Source organism: Mycetocola sp. CAN_C7, assembly GCF_015752285.1.
Taxonomy (GTDB): domain Bacteria; phylum Actinomycetota; class Actinomycetes; order Actinomycetales; family Microbacteriaceae; genus Mycetocola_A.
The window spans coordinates 483,629-499,787 of sequence record NZ_JADOUY010000001.1; the positions used below are offsets into that span (position 1 = coordinate 483,629).

General features: G+C 66.9%; 16 protein-coding genes. 7 read left to right on the forward strand and 9 right to left on the reverse strand.

The features are described from left to right. Nucleotides 1-53 precede the first annotated feature (53 nt). Nucleotides 54-1,397: a glutamyl-tRNA reductase gene (locus tag IWX78_RS02270; RefSeq protein ID WP_196831754.1), complete on the forward strand. Its 1,344-nt coding sequence runs from the start codon at nucleotides 54-56 to the stop codon at nucleotides 1,395-1,397. Between the two features lie 158 nt (nucleotides 1,398-1,555). Here IWX78_RS02270 and IWX78_RS02275 read toward each other — a convergent pair whose 3' ends face one another. After that, nucleotides 1,556-1,945 carry a DUF4190 domain-containing protein gene (locus tag IWX78_RS02275; RefSeq protein WP_196831755.1) on the reverse strand — a complete coding sequence of 130 codons (390 nt, stop codon included), beginning with the start codon at nucleotides 1,943-1,945 and terminating at the stop codon, nucleotides 1,556-1,558. Between the two features lie 140 nt (nucleotides 1,946-2,085). Then, on the reverse strand, nucleotides 2,086-3,471 hold the full coding sequence (locus tag IWX78_RS02280; protein ID WP_196831756.1) for a glycine--tRNA ligase: 1,386 nt from the start codon (nucleotides 3,469-3,471) through the stop codon (nucleotides 2,086-2,088). A gap of 111 nt (nucleotides 3,472-3,582) precedes the next feature. Between IWX78_RS02280 and IWX78_RS02285 the strand changes: the two genes are divergently transcribed. The 3 genes from IWX78_RS02285 to IWX78_RS02295 are packed head-to-tail and all read left to right on the forward strand — an operon-like array spanning nucleotide 3,583 to nucleotide 5,485. Beyond that, on the forward strand, nucleotides 3,583-4,332 hold the full coding sequence (locus IWX78_RS02285) for an alpha/beta fold hydrolase (protein ID WP_196831757.1): 750 nt from the start codon (nucleotides 3,583-3,585) through the stop codon (nucleotides 4,330-4,332). Continuing rightward, nucleotides 4,329-5,081: an esterase/lipase family protein gene (locus IWX78_RS02290; protein ID WP_196831758.1), complete on the forward strand. Its 753-nt coding sequence runs from the start codon at nucleotides 4,329-4,331 to the stop codon at nucleotides 5,079-5,081. Before IWX78_RS02285 ends, IWX78_RS02290 begins: the two co-directional genes overlap by 4 nt. Then, nucleotides 5,078-5,485: an NUDIX hydrolase gene (locus IWX78_RS02295; protein WP_196831759.1), complete on the forward strand. Its 408-nt coding sequence runs from the start codon at nucleotides 5,078-5,080 to the stop codon at nucleotides 5,483-5,485. The genes IWX78_RS02290 and IWX78_RS02295 overlap by 4 nt, the downstream gene beginning before the upstream one ends. A gap of 4 nt (nucleotides 5,486-5,489) precedes the next feature. Here IWX78_RS02295 and IWX78_RS02300 read toward each other — a convergent pair whose 3' ends face one another. The 7 genes from IWX78_RS02300 to IWX78_RS02330 all read right to left on the reverse strand — a co-directional run bounded on the left by IWX78_RS02300 (nucleotide 5,490) and on the right by IWX78_RS02330 (nucleotide 13,210). Continuing rightward, entirely contained in the window at nucleotides 5,490-5,891 is a 402-nt protein-coding gene (locus IWX78_RS02300) for a VOC family protein (protein WP_334684507.1), read from the reverse strand. A gap of 658 nt (nucleotides 5,892-6,549) precedes the next feature. Beyond that, nucleotides 6,550-7,476 (reverse strand): serine hydrolase, encoded by a 927-nt coding sequence (locus tag IWX78_RS02305; RefSeq protein WP_196831760.1) that lies wholly within the window; start codon nucleotides 7,474-7,476, stop codon nucleotides 6,550-6,552. Nucleotides 7,477-7,654: 178 nt separating this feature from the next. Then, complete coding sequence (locus IWX78_RS02310; RefSeq protein ID WP_196831761.1) at nucleotides 7,655-9,670, reverse strand: M13 family metallopeptidase; 2,016 nt, start codon at nucleotides 9,668-9,670, stop codon at nucleotides 7,655-7,657. A 131-nt stretch (nucleotides 9,671-9,801) separates the two neighbouring features. Then, on the reverse strand, nucleotides 9,802-11,421 hold the full coding sequence (locus IWX78_RS02315; protein WP_196831762.1) for an ABC transporter permease: 1,620 nt from the start codon (nucleotides 11,419-11,421) through the stop codon (nucleotides 9,802-9,804). Further along, on the reverse strand, nucleotides 11,418-12,371 hold the full coding sequence (locus IWX78_RS02320; protein WP_196831763.1) for an ABC transporter ATP-binding protein: 954 nt from the start codon (nucleotides 12,369-12,371) through the stop codon (nucleotides 11,418-11,420). Before IWX78_RS02320 ends, IWX78_RS02315 begins: the two co-directional genes overlap by 4 nt. A 72-nt stretch (nucleotides 12,372-12,443) precedes the next feature. Further along, entirely contained in the window at nucleotides 12,444-12,797 is a 354-nt protein-coding gene (locus IWX78_RS02325; RefSeq protein ID WP_196831764.1) for a VOC family protein, read from the reverse strand. 59 nt (nucleotides 12,798-12,856) lie between these two features. Further along, on the reverse strand, nucleotides 12,857-13,210 hold the full coding sequence (locus tag IWX78_RS02330) for a VOC family protein (protein ID WP_196831765.1): 354 nt from the start codon (nucleotides 13,208-13,210) through the stop codon (nucleotides 12,857-12,859). An 82-nt stretch (nucleotides 13,211-13,292) separates the two neighbouring features. Here IWX78_RS02330 and IWX78_RS02335 point away from each other — a divergent pair, with 82 nt between their 5' ends. The 3 genes from IWX78_RS02335 to IWX78_RS02345 all read left to right on the forward strand — a co-directional run bounded on the left by IWX78_RS02335 (nucleotide 13,293) and on the right by IWX78_RS02345 (nucleotide 16,156). After that, a complete protein-coding gene (locus tag IWX78_RS02335) occupies nucleotides 13,293-14,606 on the forward strand; it encodes an MATE family efflux transporter (protein ID WP_334684508.1) in 1,314 nt (437 codons plus the stop codon). Between the two features lie 21 nt (nucleotides 14,607-14,627). After that, a complete protein-coding gene (locus IWX78_RS02340; RefSeq protein WP_196831767.1) occupies nucleotides 14,628-15,194 on the forward strand; it encodes an RBBP9/YdeN family alpha/beta hydrolase in 567 nt (188 codons plus the stop codon). A gap of 65 nt (nucleotides 15,195-15,259) precedes the next feature. Next, a complete protein-coding gene (locus IWX78_RS02345; protein ID WP_196831768.1) occupies nucleotides 15,260-16,156 on the forward strand; it encodes a glucose 1-dehydrogenase in 897 nt (298 codons plus the stop codon). Nucleotides 16,157-16,159 lie beyond the last annotated feature (3 nt).

Sequence of the window (16,159 nt, forward strand, 5' to 3'; positions counted from 1 at the left end):
CTCCGAACCCTTCCCCGACCGGAGCACCCGATCGGAGAAGGTATCCTTGATCCGTGCTCATGTGTCTGACGGCGAGTCACAAAAACGCCTCTTTCGACCTGCTCGAGCGACTCTCCGGGGGCGCCGAGTCGGTTGCGCGACTCATCACGGGGCACTCCGAATGCGTCGCGGGCGCCGTCGTCATCTCGACCTGCAACCGGTTCGAGGCCTACATCGATCTCGATGAGCCGGTCACCGCTGGCCAGCAGGTCGGTGTCGAAGCCGCGACCGCCGCCGTCAGCGCCGCCTCAGGCATCCCGGCAGACGAACTGCACGCCACCTGGAGCGTCCACACCGATGAAGAAGCCGCTCGGCATCTCTTCGCGGTCTCAGCCGGACTCGAGTCGGTGATCGTCGGCGAGGGTGAGATCGCCGGTCAGGTGCGACGATCGCTCGAAAGTGCACGCGAATCGGGCACGACGACGAGCGACCTCGAGCGGCTGTTCCAGCGGGCATCACAAACGTCACGCGGAGTGAAGAACAACACCCCGCTCGGACGCGCGGGCCGCTCCATCGTGCGCCTCGCGCTCGACCTCGCCGAGAGCCGTATCGTCGACTGGTCCACCGTTCGCGTGCTGCTCATCGGGACCGGGGCGTATGCCGGTGCCAGCCTCGCCGCCCTCCGCGACCGCGGTGTCACCGACGTCGGCGTCTATTCTCCATCCGGGCGCGCGGCACGGTTCGCCGCCAGCCACGGGATTCACGCCGTCGAAGCGGATGCCTTCCCCAGCGCAGCCGCAGACGCGACCATCATCGTCACCTGCACGACGGCATCCGGTTTCGTCCTGGATGCTGCGAGCCTCACGGCCGGGCGGATCGCGCTCAGCGAGTCGCTCCCTGCATTCGAGCGCGACGAGACGCCGGGCTGCCCGGTCGATCACCGTGCCGGCCAGCTCGTCATCGACCTCGGACTCCCGCGCAACGTCGACCCCGATGTTGCCGGAGTGAACGGCGTCGACCTGCTCGACCTCGAGACGATCCGCATCCACGCTCCCCTCGAGGAACTGCAGGCAACGGACCACGCCCACCAGATCGTCAATCGCGCCGCCCGCAAGTTCGCGTCCGTCACCGACGAGCAGAGCCTCGACCCGGCTGTCGTCGCTCTGCGTCGGCGTGCCCACGATCTCCTCGACGCCGAGATCGCCCGCGTCGCACCCCGCGATCCTGACGGTGTGGCCGAGCAGGCACTCAGGCACATGATGGGCCGCCTGTTGCACGCGCCGACCGTCCGCGCTCGCGAGCTGGCGCGTTCGGGTGAGGCGCAGAGGTACCTCGACGCCCTCGACGCGCTGCTCGGGCTGACTGTGGAGGTCGAGCCGGTCGCGACGATCCTCGCCGAAGACGAAGCGGCATCCTGATCGGCAGCCGTCGTGTGACGCTCGACAGGTACCGCCGCTCGGAAGCGTGCATCCGCACCTGTTGAGCGCGACAACCGTGCGATGATGCCTGTTCTCCGTCGCAGCACAACACAAAAAACGCCCCGCCACGAGATCGTGGCGGGGCGTTTCTGTGCGCTCTAGTACGTTTCGTACGTCGAGACACCAGCGCTGAGTGCCGCGAAGAACGCGATCACGGCGATGATGATGATGATGAGCGACAGGATGCCGAGGACGATCGCGATGATCGCGAGCACCTTGCCCTGCTCGCCGGTCTTCTTGATCTGGTTGAGCGCGATGAATCCGAGGATGGCCGCGATGATGTTGAAGCCGAGGACGGCGCCAGCGATCGAGACGATCGAGAGGACGTTCCACTTCGGGTTGGTCTGGCCGGACTGGCCGTAAGCCGGTGCGCCATAGCCCGGAGCCTGCTGCTGCGGCGCGTTGTACTGGGGCGCGCCGTACTGGGGCGCGTTCTGTCCGGAGGGGTTCGAGCCGGCGGGGGGTACTGGCGGGGTGTTGTCAGTCATTGTCTGCTCCTTCGTAAGCCGGGTTCCATGCTGTCAGCAGGGCTCAGCAGTGTCAACGACCGTGACGGTGTGTGGCATGGGGACTTCTCCCCTGTCCTGGGCCGGTGCCGGTGTCCATCCGGCTGAGGACGATCGTGAGGCTATGCGCCCTTGAGCCGCTCAGCGAGGTACAGATAGAGCGTGTCGATCGGCACGCGCTCTTGCTCCATGGTGTCGCGATCGCGCACGGTGACGGCGTGATCGTCGAGCGAATCGAAATCCACGGTGATGCAGTACGGAGTACCGATTTCGTCCTGCCGACGGTACCGACGGCCGATGGCGCCAGCGTCGTCGAAGTCGATGTTCCAGGTCTCGCGCAGCTCGGCTGCGATCTTCCTGGCAACAGGCGACAGGGCCTCGTTGCGGCTGAGCGGGAGGACGGCAGCCTTCACAGGAGCGAGGCGCGGGTCGAGCTTGAGCACGGTGCGCTTGTCTGTGCCGCCCTTTGCGTTCGGCACCTCCTCTTCGGAGTACGCGTCGACGAGGAAGGCCATGAGCGAGCGGGTGAGTCCGGCCGCCGGCTCGATGACATACGGAACCCAGCGCTCATTCTTGCCCTGGTCGAAGAAGGAGAGGTCCTTGCCGGAGTGCTCGGCGTGCGTGGTGAGGTCGAAGTCGGTGCGGTTGGCGACTCCCTCGAGCTCGCCCCACTCCCCTCCGACGAAACCGAACTTGTACTCGATGTCGACGGTGCGCTTCGAGTAGTGCGACAGCTTCTCCTGCGGGTGCTCGAACAGGCGCAGGTTCTCGGGGTCGATGCCGAGGTCGGTGTACCAGGAGAAGCGGTAGTCGATCCAGTACTGGTGCCACTTCTCGTCTGTGCCCGGCTCGACGAAGAACTCGAGTTCCATCTGCTCGAACTCGCGGGTACGGAAGATGAAGTTTCCTGGCGTGATCTCGTTCCGGAAGCTCTTGCCGATCTGGCCGACGCCGAACGGCGGCTTGATGCGCGACGCCTGCAGCACGTTGGCGAAGTTCACGAAGATGCCCTGAGCGGTCTCCGGGCGCAGGTAGTTCATGCCGGACTCGTCTTCGACCGGGCCAAGGTAGGTCTTGAGCATCATGTTGAAGTCGCGGGGTGGCGTCCACTCGCCGCGAGTGCCACAGTTCGGGCACGCGATCTCGAGCATCCCGGTCTCGGGCGCTCGCCCCTTCTTCTCCTCGAATGCCTCGAGGAGATGGTCTTCACGGAAGCGCTTGTGGCAGTGCAGGCACTCGACCAGCGGGTCGGTGAAGACACCGACGTGACCGGATGCCTCCCAGACCTTCTTCGGCAGGATGACGCTGGAGTCGAGACCGACGACGTCGTCGCGGCGGGTGACCATGTACTTCCACCACTGCCGCTTGATGTTCTCTTTGAGCTCGACGCCGAGCGGCCCGTAGTCCCAGGCGGATCGCGACCCTCCGTAGATCTCACCGGCCTGGAACACGAATCCGCGGTGGCGGGCGAGGGCGATGACTGAGTCGAGACGGCTGGATGCGGCCACTGTGGCTCCTGATGCGAACGGGGGCCCGTGCCGGCTGCACGGACGCCCTCCAAGCTTAGCCGCGCGACTTCGCCCCGGTCGCCGCCCATCGTGCGTCCGTAGACTGGCGCAATGTCTGCCCCTTCCGTCTCCGAGTTTCGCTCGCGGGAGCGCGTGACGATCGTGGCGGAGAGCGGCGTGCGCACCGGTCCGAGCTTCATTCTGCTGCACGGAATCGGCATGGGCAGGCGCTATTGGGGGACGCTGACCGACACGCTCGGACGCACCGGTCGCGTCTACGCACTCGACCTGCCCGGCTTCGGAGATGCCCCCGAACCCGAGACACCGCTCGACATGGTGCAGTCAGGGGACCTCATCGCCGAACTCGTCGAGCGCCTGCGGATCGAGCGACCGGTCCTGGTCGGGCACTCCATGGGATCGCAGATCGCGGTCGAGGCCGCCGCACGGCATCCTGAGCTCTTCGACTGCGTCGTGCTCATCAGCCCGACCGTGAACCCTGATGAACGGGGCAGACGGATCCAGGCCCTCAGACTCGCCCAGGACCTCTGGGGTGCGCAACTGAGTGTGCTCCGGTCCGGCCTGCGTTACTACCTGCAGGCAGGGCCGCGCTGGTACGTCAAGAAGCTGCGGATGATGATCGACCACGAGGTCGAGAAGACGATGCCGCACGTCCGGGCCAGCACGCTGATCATCCGCGGGAGTGATGACAGACTCTGTCCGAAGAGCTGGGTGGACAGGATCCTCGCTGCGGTCCCTGACTCGCGGTACATGGAGGTGCCAGGGACCGGGCACGAAGTGATGATGACGAACGGCAAGGCGGTAGCGTCGCTGGTCGCCCGCCACGCGGAAGGACGACGATGATGACCGCACTGTTCCACAAGCTCAGGGTCTGGGCTGTCGACTATGTGCACGCGGGAGCCATGCACGCGCGTGCGCTGCTCACCTGGGGAGTCCCGGTCTCGTTCGCCACCGGGGACCCCGGAAAGCCGACCATCGTTCTTCTCCCCGGCGTCTACGAACGGTGGAGCTTTCTCCGGCCGATCGCAGAACGGCTCAACGCCGACGGCTATCCGATCAGCGTCGTGCACGGCCTCGGCTACAACCGTCGCCCGATCGTCGACACATCTGAGCGCCTCGCCCGTGCGCTCTCCCGTGTGAGAGCGAACCCGGCTGGGCGCCTTGTCGTCGCGCATAGCAAGGGCGGGCTCGTCGGCAAGCACCTGCTGCTCACCGGCGACGATCTGCACCTGCGTGGACTCGTCGCCGTCTGCACACCCTTCGGTGGTTCCCGCTACGCCCGGTTCGTGCTCGGCAGCACTCTGCGTGCGTTCATGCCCACGGACGAGACGATCGTGAGCCTCGGCAACAGCTCGGGGGTGAACGGGGCGATCGTCTCGGTCTTCGGTGGGTTCGACCCCCACGTTCCCGACGGCAGCGTCCTCACCGGCGCGACCAACGTACTGCTCCCCGTCGACGGACATTTCCGCATCCTCAGTCGCACCGAAACGATCGATGCGGTCAGCGAGGGCGTTCAGCTTCTCGTCGAGACCACGGAGCATCCGATGCGGGACCATGCGGGGGCAGGTACCGTCTCCGGAGACGACCGATGACCTCTCTCGCCGAACTGCAGGTCGCCGCCGTCGTGCTGCTCAGCGGCCGCAGGATGCTCATGGTCACCGCGCGCGGTCGCGACGTGCTCTACCTCCCCGGCGGCAAGATCGACCCGGGTGAACTCCCGGCGGATGCCGCTGCGCGCGAGGCCCGCGAAGAAGTCGCGGTCGGGCTCGTCCCCGGCTCTGTACGCGAACTCTTCACCGTGGTGACCCAGGCGCACGGTGAGCCGGACGGCCGCCTGGTGCGAATGGTCGTCTTCACCGCCGACGCCGATGCCGAGCCCAGGCCGAGCGCGGAAGTGAGCGCGCTGCACTGGGTGACGACGGCCGACCTGCACCGCTGCCCGCCGGCCGGCGCCGAGGTGCTGCGTCGTCTGGCCGAGATGGACCTGATCGACTGACCGGTCAGTGGGACTCGTCGAGCTCCTGGAACACCGTGATCTGCAGGTCGGGGGCCTCGAGCCGCGCATTCAGTGACCGCCACGGCGTTTCGGTCGGCGCGGCGACGAGGGTCGCACCCGCCTCGGTGAGCGTCTCGGTGGCGCTGGAGGCATCCGCGACTTCGAAGGCCAGCCGGAACTTCGGGGCGACGGGGCGCCCCACCTCGACGTCGTCGATCATGCGCTTCTGCGCCGGGTTGATGATCTCGAGTGTCGCCCGACCGGCGTCGAGGATCATCACGCGGGCGTCGTCGTCGCCCTCGAACGCCGCTTCCTCGTCGAGCCCGAGCGCGTCGCGGTAGAACGCAACAGCCGCGTCGTAGTCGTCGGCCTCGACGACGAGTCTCATCTGCAGAACGTTGTCCACGGGGTGTCCTTCCGGTTGTCGTGAGGAGTGCAACCATGGAGGCGACCGCACCCTTCCCTCGACCGAAACATAGCGAGAACTCCCGTTGAGGTCGAAGGCATCCGGCGTGCGGGGTGTCTTCGACCGGAACGGATGCCTTCGGCGCGGCAGAGAGGTTGTCTCCGGTCGCGAGCGGGAGTACCGTGCCGAGAAACGGCGCCGATGGCGTCAGCCGCTCGCCGGTTCGCGATCCGCTGCACCCGACGCAAACCCAGTCAGGGGAGGCGGACATGAAACGACCACTGCGATGCCGAATCGGCATCCACAAATACGTCATCACACAGGATTCACCAGAAGGGGGCCGCTATTACCGGTGCGCCCGCTGTGGTCGCACGTCAAACATCGACGGCACGCCGATCGCATTCCCGCCCGAATGATCACAAGTGCTCGTTGTGCGGTCGACAGCGTCGCGCGGTCCAGAAGCCCTCATCCGGGCCGTCGTGTATCGATGCTGCAGTTTCGTGTCGATGCTGCACCTTCGTGAGTGCCCGCCGCGTCCATGCTGCACTTTCTTGCCGATGCTGCTGTTGCAACAGCAGCATCGACGTAAAGGTGCAGCATAGTTCACCCACACGGCAGCGCCACGGGCGAACGGACGCCCTCGGCGCGCCGGCGCGCGCTAGTGGATGTACTCCACGAGGTCGAGGCCCACTGTGTGCATCGCGTCGTAGACGGCGAGGCGGGTCGAAAGGTCGGTGTCGGCGAACGACACGGCGACCGCGTACGACACCCCGGCCCGCGGACCGCGAACGACACCGACGTCGGCGCGCACCCCGGTGTCTACGCCTGTTTTGTTGAACATCTGGATGCCGTGATCTCCGCTCCGGTGCGACAACGGGTCCATGCCGAACGCTGAGGCCACCATCGAGAGGTCGGCATTGAGCGACAGCCAGCCCGCCACCCGCTGGCTCGTCGATGCGTCGACGATCTCACCGCGGGCGATCGCAGAGAAGAGCCAGGCCAGCTCCTTCATCGATCCGACCGAGAGATGGGGCGCATCGTCAGGGCCGCGGTGGTCGCGCACCCGGTCGAGAAGAGCCGTGCGCTTCAGGCCGATCGCCTCGGCGCGATTGCGGACCGAGTCCAGGCCGATCAGCCGCAACAGCACGTTGGTGGCGAGGTTGTCGCTCGTCGCCCCGATGAGCGAGGCCAGATCCGCGACCGGGAGCGACGGCACCTGGAGGTGCTGCCAGAGGCCCGAGTCCCCGACCGAGTCATTCGATTCGCGGTCGAGGATCGTGAGAGCCGCGAACTCGGTGTCGTCGAGGCGCGCGGCCACATCGACGAGCAGCAGGACCTTGCCGATCGACGCTGTCGGCATCACCACATAGTCATCGACACTCAGCAACTCGCTGCCGGTGGCCAGGTCGGTGACCCGAGCAGAGACCTGCACACCGTTGCGGGCCAGGTAGCCCAGCGCTTTGAGGCTGTGGCTGAACGTCTCAGCGGGCTCCGCGGACCTGTGCCGGGCTCGCCGACGCTCGCGCTGCCGCGTTCGACCGCGGGACTGCGGTGCTGGGTGTTGCGTCGGCGGTGCCACTGGCATGTATCTCCGTGAAGTGCCCGACGCGTCCCCACTGCCGCTTTCGCGGTCGCACCGGATCGGTTTGCTCTGCGTTCGGCCACGGATGCCGTCCGAAGGTGCAGGATGCATCGACCAGCCGTCTCTGTCAGTATCGCAGATCCGATGTGAGACACGCCCGGTCGGAGCGAGCGACAGCGAGCTACCAGATGGTGACCCGCTGCGACGGCTCCAGCCAGAGCGCGTCGGATGCCCCGACGCCGAACGTCTCGTAGAACTCGTCGATGTTGCGCACGATCTGGTTGCAGCGGAATTCGTTCGGCGAGTGCGGGTCGATCGCGAGCAGGCGGATCACCTCAGCGTCCCTGCCCTTCTGCTGCCAGGCCTGCGCCCAGGAGAGGAAGAAACGCTCAGCACCGGAGAGGCCGTCGACGACCGGAGGCGTCTCCCCGTTGAGGGAGAGCAGGTAGGCCTTCCACGCAATCGACAGGCCACCGAGGTCGCCGATGTTCTCGCCGATGGTGAGTGCGCCGTTGACGTGGTGGTCTGGGACCTGCGCGGGCGCGAGCGCGTTGTACTGCTCGATCAGCGACGCTGTGCGCTTCTCGAACGCCTTGCGGTCCTTCGCGGTCCACCAGTCGGTGAGTTTGCCGTCTCCGTCGTACTTCGAACCCTGGTCGTCGAAGCCGTGCCCGATCTCGTGGCCGATCACTGCACCGATCGCACCGTAATTCGCGGCGGCATCCCGCCCTTCGTCGAAGAACGGGAACTGGAGGATGGCGGCAGGAAAGACGATCTCGTTGAAACCGGGGTTGTAGTAGGCGTTGATGGTCTGCGGGGTCATGAACCACTCGTCGCGATCGAGCGGTTTGCCGATCTTGCCGAGCTCGCGGTTGAACTCGAACAGGCTCGCCCTGCGCACGTTGCCGATGAGGTCTGTGCGCTGAACGTCGAGGGTCGAGTAGTCGCGCCACGTCGTGGGGAACCCGATCTTGGGCGTGAACTTCTCGAGCTTCTCGAGGGCGCGCCTGCGGGTGTCGTTGCCCATCCACTCGAGCGTCGAGATCGACTGCCGGTAGGCCTCGACGAGGTTCTCGACCAGCACGTCCATCGACTCCTTGGCCTGCGGCGGAAAGTGACGCTCCACGTAGATCTTGCCGACGGCCTCGCCGAGCACGCCCTCGACGAGCGAGACGCCGCGCTTCCAGCGGTCGCGGATCTCAGGGGTGCCAGAGAGGGTGCGACCGTAGAAAGCGAAGTTCGATGCCACGAATTCGTTCGAAAGGTAGGGGGCTGCTCCGTGGATCACCTTCCACGCCAGCCAGTCCTTCCAGGCCTCGAGCTTCGACGGCACGAGCAGAGGCGCAAGGCCGGCGAAAAAGCTCGGCTGCCGGACGACGAGTTCGTCGAAGGCTCCCTCCGGCGCGCCGAGTGCCTCACGCCAGGCGCTGAGGAGAGCGGATGCTCCTCCTTCGCCCCCGAACAGTGCTGCGGCTTCGGCCCACGTGTGCAGGTTGTAGGTCGCCTCACTGTCCCGTGAACGAACGTTGTCCCAGTGCACGGCGGCGATCTCGGTCTCGAGGTCGAACACGTGCTGCGCGCGGGCAGCGGCGTTCCTGAACTGCGCTCCACCCGGAATTCCGTCAGCGACGAGTTCGAACAGTTGCTGCACGTGCGAAACGTAGGCGGACCGGATCGAGGCGAACTTGTCGTCTCGGTAGTAACTCTCGTCCGGCAGCGAGATGCCGCCCTGCTCGACGAGAACGAGGTAGCGCTCCGGGTTGCCCGGGTCGTTGTCGACGTAGAGCTGGAAGAAGCCGCTCACCCCTGCGCGGTCGAACTGCGCCGTGGTGCGCACGAGCTGCTCGATCGAGCCGATGTTCTCGATGGCGGCGAGCTGACCGGCGATCGGAGTCGCGCCGAGCGCCTCGATGAGATCGTCATCCATGAAGCTCGCGTAGAGGTCACCGACCTTGCGCTGTTCGCCGTCGGCCTCCACGCTGTCGCCGGCATCCTGCGCTTCGAGGATGATCGTCTGCACGGCTTTCTCGGCCTCTTCGGCGAGCATGTGGAACGACCCCCAGCGCGCCTTGTCCGCCGGGATCTCGGTGCGATCGAGCCACTGACCGTTGACGTGCCGGTAGAGGTCGTCCTGCGGCCGCACCGCCCGATCGAGTTCGTCGAGAAGAATGCCGGAGGGAAGATCTGCGTCAGTCATGCCTCCACCCTAGGAGAACGGGGAGGATCGCGGGCTGCGAATTCGCACCAGACGGATGCGGCTCGGTCGTCGCGCTCAGCGGTCCTCGGTCGACCCCCACCTGAACCTGACGCCCGGCGCTGTCACCGGCGTCATCCGCCCGCGATATCCCGCCGGCGAAAGAAGACGGATGCCGCGACCCCGGCCGCGAGAGCGATTCCGGCCATGACGATTCCCCCGGTCCAGTCCGTGTCTGCCCCTGCTGGCTGCGGGCTGTGGGTGAACGGCGACAGGTCGGCCGTCCAGTCCGGCAGTCCGATGAGCTGCCCGAAGATTCCGAGGAAGACGGCGAGGATGAGAGCTCCCCAGCCGAGTCCTGCCGTGAGGTGAGGAAGCAGGGCCCAGACGGTGGCCACCGCGCCGAGAAAGAGGAGTGCGGCAGGAACCTGGGCCACAGCTGCCAGGACCGCATCGTCTGCGAGCTCAGGCGCTCCGACCGCGGCTGAGGAGACGACCGCCGCAGCGGCGCCGGACGCGAGGACGAGCACGACGGCCATCACTCCGACGGCCAGATAGCTGACCAGCCAGCCGAGTCTCGAGAGCGGAGTGGCCAGGAGAAGGTGCCCTGTTCCCAACGCCTCCTCCTGCCGCAATCGCACGACGGACTGGATGGCGCTGCCCGCCGCAATCACGCCGACGATGGTGAAGACCACGGAGACGAATGCCTCGGTCAGGGAGCCGGTACCCCCGGTGAGTCCACTGAGCTCGTCGGCGATCGGCCCGTTTCCGAGATCCGATGAGCCGATGGCGGTTCCGAGCGAACCGCCGAAGACTCCGAACAACGCGCCGCCGAGAGACCAGGCCAGGATCGACGGCCATTGCAGCCGCCACGCCAGGCCGAATGCCCCCGAGAGGCGAGGGTCGGCGGCCTCCCGGCCCGCGCCGCTCGCGAGCACACTCGCCCCTGAGTCGCGCCGCACCAGCACGAGGCCGGCTACCCCCATCAGCGCCGCGGCAACGATAACGGACAGGATGAGTGGCGCGAGGGTGTTCTCAGTGAACGGATGGGTCTGCTGGGCCCAGCCGATCGGTGACAGCCACGACGGCCAGGCGCTCTCGGCGCTGAGGCCGTCGGCAGACACCGTACCGAACGCGTCACCGAGGCCGCGCAGCAGATAGGCGAGCAGCACCGCTCCGACACCGACGCCGTTCGCTGCACGGGAACTGGCCATGAGCTCGGATGCCACTGCACCCACACCGAGGAAGACGATGCCGACCGCGCCGAGAGCGAGTCCAGCGACGATCGAGCCGGAGAGGTCCTGGCCCGCGGCGAGAAAGCACCCAGCGACCGCGAGAGCGAGCACCACGTCCACGCCGAAGCCGTAGACGAGCGTCGACAGCGGAGGGAACACCCGGGCGGCGGGTGTCGCTGAGATGAGCGATGCCCGTCCGCTCTCCTCCTCTGCCCGCAGGTGGCGCACAGCCAGAAAGGTGTTCATCAGCCCGGCGAGAACGCCGAGAAAACCGAAGACCGTGAAGATCAGCAGGGCATCGAGATCGGTGCCCTGCGGTGGACCACGCAGCAGCATGATCGCGGGGTTGGCCGTCGCCAGCCGAACGAGCACCGTCCGCTCCGCGAGCGAACCGAAGGTGTTCTGCAGACCGACGGCGGCAAGAAAGACGAACCCGGCGATCGACAGGATCCAGATCGGGATCTGCAGACGGTCCCGCCGCAACCGGTGGAGGACGAGACGCAGGAGGGTGTCCATCATTTCGCCCTGTGGACGCGAGCCTGGCGCCTCGTTCGAGGCGCGGCCTCTGTTTCTTCGCCGCCATAGTGGCTGAGAAACAGTTCCTCGAGCGATGGCGGCGTGATCGTGAGCCCGCGCACCCTCAGGGCAGCGAGAGCCGGCAGAACGTCGACGAGTTCGTCGCTGTCTGCGGTGAAGTGGGCACGGGTCCCGTCGAAGACGAGATCGGGGCTGCCGGGGATGGCGCGCAGGTCGTCGTCACTGAGTCCCTCACGCGCGAAGGCGACGTCGGTACGGGTGAGGTGACGCAGATCGGCGAGGGTCCCGGTCTCGACGATTTTTCCGGCCCGGATGATGCTGACTCTGTCGCACAAGGCTTCGACCTCGCTGAGGATGTGACTCGACAGAACGACGGTGCTGCCGTCGGCGACAGCCGCCGAGATCTCGCGGCGGAAGACGGCCTCCATCACCGGGTCGAGACCGGAGGTCGGCTCGTCGAGCAGGTACAGTCCGGCAGGCACGGCGAGCGCCGCGATGAGGGCGACCTTCTGCCTGTTGCCGGTGGAGTAGGTGTGTCCCTTGCGGCTCGGATCGAACTGGAACGCCTCGATGAGATGCGCGCGCCGCGCCACATAGGCCGCCGGGTCCTGGATGCCTCGCAGCCGGCAGAGCAGGTCGATCGCCTCACCCCCGGTGAGTGTGGGCCAGAGCGGGACACCCCCCGGCACGTAGGCCATCCGGCTGTGGAGCGGAACGGCATCGGTCCACGGGTCCCTGCCGTAGACCGACACGCTGCCGGATGTGGCTCTCGCCAGTCCGAGCAGGATGCGGATCGTCGTCGACTTTCCGGCACCGTTCGGGCCGAGAAATCCGTGGATGTCTCCCGCCGCGACCTCGAGGTCGAGGCCGTCGAGTGCATGGACGCGCCCGTAGTACTTTCGCAGGTCGCGCGCTGAAATGACCGTGCTCATGCTGCGGACACTACGCCTCAGCGGGCGTGTTCGTAAGGGGCATCCAGCCGCAGGTACGACCGGCGGTGTGAGTCAGAAGACGAGACAGAACGGGTGGCCGGCTGGATCGAGATAGACGCGGAAATCGTCTTCGCGGTAGCCGGCGTCTGTTGCACCGAGGGCGAGAACGGCGCGCTCGGCCTCGGCGATGTCTGTGACCTCGACGTCGAGGTGTGCCTGCTGGGGCACGAGCTGGCCTGGCCACTGCGGCGGGACGTAGCCTTCGACCTGCTGGAAGGCCAGCCGGGGACCGCCATCGGATTTTTTGAGGGCGACCCAGTCATCGTTGTCGATGATGCGGTCCATCCCGAGCACCTCTTCGTAGAACGAAGCGAGGTTGCGGGGGTTCGGGCAGTCGAAGACGAAGCTGCGGAGTTCACCGATCATGGTTTCTGAGGCTAGCGGCGGACCACCCGCTCGGCAACCGTGCCACGGGCCTCGGCCCGTCAGAGGACGAGGCAGAACGGATGCCCGGCCGGGTCGAGGTAGACCCGGAAGTCGTCTTCGCGGTATGCGGCGTCGGTCGCGCCCAGGGCGATGACGTTCTTTTCACCCTCGTCGAGGTCGGGGACCCGCACGTCGACGTGCATCTGTTGTGGCACCAGCTGGCCCGGCCACTGAGGCGGCGTGTATGGGTCCACGAGTTGGAATGCGACCCTGGACCGATCGGGCGAGTCGCCGATCATGATCCAGTCGTCATCGGTCGAGACGCGGACCATTCCCAACAGTTCCTGGTAGAAGGTGGCGAGTTCCTCGATGTCCGGGCAGTCGATCACGACGGCGTGCAGTTCTCCGATCATGATCGCGACATTACCGGCGGAAAGCGGCATAGCGGAAGAAGGGGCACCCGCCCGGTTGCCTGCCGGCAGTAGGCTCGAGCGGGTGAGAACCGTTGACCGCGACATCCTTCGCCTCGCGGTCCCCGCACTCGGCGCCCTGCTCGCGGAGCCCCTGTTCCTCCTCGCCGACTCGGCCATGATCGGCCACATCGGCCTGACCCAGCTGGCCGGCCTCGGCCTCGCCGGCGCCGTTCTGCAGACGATCATCGGGCTGATGGTCTTTCTCGCATACGCCACGACCCCGGCCGTCGCCCGTCGACTCGGCGCCGGGGACGAACGCGGCGCCGTCTCGGTCGGCATCGACGGGCTCTGGCTTGCCCTCGGACTCGGCATCGCCCTCGCCGCCATCGGGGCGCTGGCGACACCGGTCCTTCTCGCACCGTTCGGAGCGCCTGCGGATGTGACGGAGCAGGCATCCGTCTACCTCTCGATCTCGATGGCGGGGCTTCCGGCGATGCTGCTCGCGTTCGCGGCGACCGGCCTGCTCCGCGGCCTGCAGGACACCCGGACGCCGCTGCTCGTCGCCGTCGCAGGGTTCACCGCGAACGTCGCGCTCAACGCCGTGCTCATCTACCTGCTCGGCTTCGGGATCGCCGGCTCGGCGATCGGCACCGTGATCGCCCAGTGGGGCATGGCCGCTGTGTATTTCGCCGTCGTGCTCGCCCACGCCAGGCGGACGGGGGCAGGCATTCGGCCGCACCGCGCCGGGATCTCGGGATCGGCGCTCTCAGGCGGCTGGCTGTTCGTGCGCACGGTGAGCCTCAGGGCCGCGATCCTGCTGGCCGTCTTCGTTGCGACCGGGCTCGGCACGAGCGAGCTCGCCGGCTTTCAGGTGGTGATGACGATCTTCACCCTCACCGCGTTCGCCCTCGATGCCCTCGCGATCGCGGCGCAGGCGCTCATCGGCAAAGGACTCGGCGCCGCAGACACCGAGGGCGTGCTGGCGGTGCTTCTGCGCTGCCTGCAGTGGGGAGTCGGCTCTGGCGTGGTGCTCGGACTCGTCGTCGCCGGAACCTCGGGGGTGACCGGGCTGCTGTTCACCGGCGACCCGGCTCTTGCCGCGCTGCTGATGCCGAGCCTTCTCGTGCTCGGGCTCAGCACCCCGCTTGCCGGCTTCGTCTTCGTGCTCGACGGCGTGTTGATCGGTGCAGGTGACGCCCGCTATCTCGCGCTCACCGGCATCCTCAACGTCGTCGTTTTCGTGCCGCTCGCGCTGTGGGTCCTGTTCTCAGCGCCAACGGATGCCGCGGGGCTCGCTCTGCTCACCGCCGCATTCGCGCTCGGTTACGTCGCGGCCCGCGCTGTGACCCTGGGTCTGCGTGCCCGAACGACGGCCTGGATGCGCACGGGCGCCTGAACAGCTGGCACACTCGACGACATGGGCAAACGCATCGTCGTCGCACACGGGTACCTCGCGTCTCCCGACAAACACTGGTTCCCCTGGCTCGTCGAACAGTACGGGGCCGATGTGGTGCACGTACCGGCGCTGCCCGACCCGACCGAGCCGCAACCGGCCGCCTGGCTCGAGACCCTCGCCGCGGCGATCGGCGAGGTCGACGACGACACCGTGCTCGTGGGGCACAGCCTGGGGACGATCACCACGCTGCGGGTGCTGGCCGCGCTTCCCCGGCCATGGACGCTCGGCGGACTCGTGATCGTCGCCGGTTTCGCCGAACCCCTGCCGAACCTGCCGAAGCTCGACCCGTTCACGGTGCCGTCACTCGACCTGGAGCCGATTCGGGCCAACATCAGGCACCGTCACGTGTTCGGGTCAGACAACGACACGACGGTGGCCCCGCCGATCACCGCGGCGCTCGCCAGGAGCCTCGACGCACCGCTCACGATCATTCCCGGCGGAGGTCATTTCGTCGAGCGCCAGGGCTGTCGAGCCATAGCTGAACTCCTCCCCGTAATCAACCTCATGCTCGCAATGCGCAACCCCTGACAGCATCGGGAGTGACCGAGTTCAGTCGAATCGGAAACGCGTCCAGATCACAGGAGGACCAGCTCATGGCTGCCGACCAGTACACATTCGAAGACCCGACCAAGAAGTACGCCGACATCGACACGACCGCCCAGTACCAGGAGGGCAGCGGGCTCGATTCCCAGCTCGAGGAGACCGCTGACCGCGGCGAGAAGTCCTACCGGGGCACGGGCCGCCTCCAGGGGCGCAAGGCCCTGATCACCGGAGCCGACTCGGGGATCGGCGCTGCCGTCGCCATCGCATACGCCCGGGAGGGCGCGGACGTCGCTCTCTCGTACCTTCCCGAAGAAGAAGAAGACGCCAAGGCTGTCGTCGCGCTCATCGAGGAGGCCGGCCAGAAGGCCCTCGCCCTCCCCGGCGACCTGACGGACTCCGCATACGCGAAGGGCATCGTCGAGAAGACGGTTTCGGCGTTCGGCGGACTCGACATCCTCGTCAACAACGCCGGCAAGCAGCAGCACGTCGAAGACCTCGCCGAGCTGACCGACGAACAGTTCGACGAGACGTTCAAGACGAACGTCTACGCCATGTTCTGGACCACGAAAGCGGCGTTGCCTCACCTCGCTCCTGGTTCGACCATCATCAACACGTCGTCCATCCAGGCATACTCCCCGTCGGAGAACCTCGTCGACTACGCAACGACCAAGGCGTCGATCAACGCCTTCTCGAAGGCGCTCGCGCAGCAACTCGCTCCGAAGGGCATCCGCGTCAACGTGGTGGCTCCCGGCCCGATCTGGACCCCGTTGCAGACCGCGGGCGGCCAGCCGACGGATGTGCTGCCCGAGTTCGGTGAGCAGACGCCGCTCGGCCGCGCCGGCCAGCCGGCCGAGCTCGCCCCCGCCTATGTGTTCCTGGCATCGGGTGAGTCGAGCTATGTCTCGGGTGAGACGCTCAACGTCAACGGCGGCATGCCGACCCCGTAACGA